This is a genomic window from Catenulispora yoronensis, assembly GCF_039531695.1.
Lineage (GTDB): Bacteria > Actinomycetota > Actinomycetes > Streptomycetales > Catenulisporaceae > Catenulispora > Catenulispora yoronensis.
Map to the genome: position 1 here is coordinate 1 of NZ_BAAAQN010000148.1, position 1,009 is coordinate 1,009.

At 68.6% G+C, this 1,009-nt stretch carries 1 pseudogene; it reads right to left on the reverse strand.

Annotation, left to right across the window (positions count from 1 at the left end):
• Positions 1–570 (reverse strand): annotated as a pseudogene (locus ABD481_RS46435) (hypothetical protein); the annotation flags it as partial.
• Between the last annotated feature and the right edge of the window lie 439 nt (positions 571–1,009).

A 1,009-nucleotide genomic window follows, 5' to 3' on the forward strand; every position in this document is an offset into this window, starting at 1 on the left:
CACCCCACTCCCACCCCCACCCCCATCCACAACCCGCACAAACCCACCCCCCTCCGCAGCATCAACCGCCTCCACCCCCACCACCTTCTCCAACAACCGCAACGGCAAAGGCACCGCCAACGACCCCCCACACGCCACCACCTCAACAACCTCCCGCACCGCCTCCCCAGCCTCCTCCAACCACCGCCCCCCCAACCCCTGCCCCCGCTGCATCTGCACCATCGCCCGCAACCCCAGCGGATTCCGCCCCGTAACCTCCACGAGCCGCCGCCGCGTCACCGCATCGCGCCGCACCCCCGGCAACCCGTCGATCAGCTGCTCCATCGCCTCGACCGACAGCGGACGAATCGGCACAGTCACCAACTGCCCTCTGCTCCACAACGCCGTAAACGCTTCCGGAACCTGCCCGCCCAACGTCACAACACCAATCACGAACACCAGCCGCCGCGCCGCGACCTCGGCCAACACCGCCGCCGACGCCGCATCGAGCAGATGCACGTCATCGACGACCAGAATCGTGCGCTCAGCCCCAGCGCCGGCTCGCAAACTCGACGCCATCTGTGTCAACACGCTAACACTCTCACCCACATCAGACACCAAATGCGCAATAGCCCCATACGGCGTTCCCTGCAATCCCCTCCGCCCCTCGACCCGCACAACCTGTCCACCCCGCCCACCCGGCCCACCCCGCCCATCCCGTCCACCCCGCACCGAACCCTGCCCACCCCGCACCGAAGCCCGCCCCCCGACCACCCCCTCCCTCCCCACAAGCCGCGCCGCCCCCTCAATAGCGACCCGACTCTTCCCCACCCCCCAACCCCCAGTCAGCATGACTCCGACCACACCACCACCCCGCCGAAACCCGGACTCGATCGCCCGCACCTCGTCATCGCGGCCGACCAACGGCCACCACCCTTGCCCCGATTCGTTACTGTTCACGCCGCCTACCGTTCCAGCGGCCATCGACAGTCCGATTGCAGTCCATCGACAACCCCTCACCCCCCCCCCC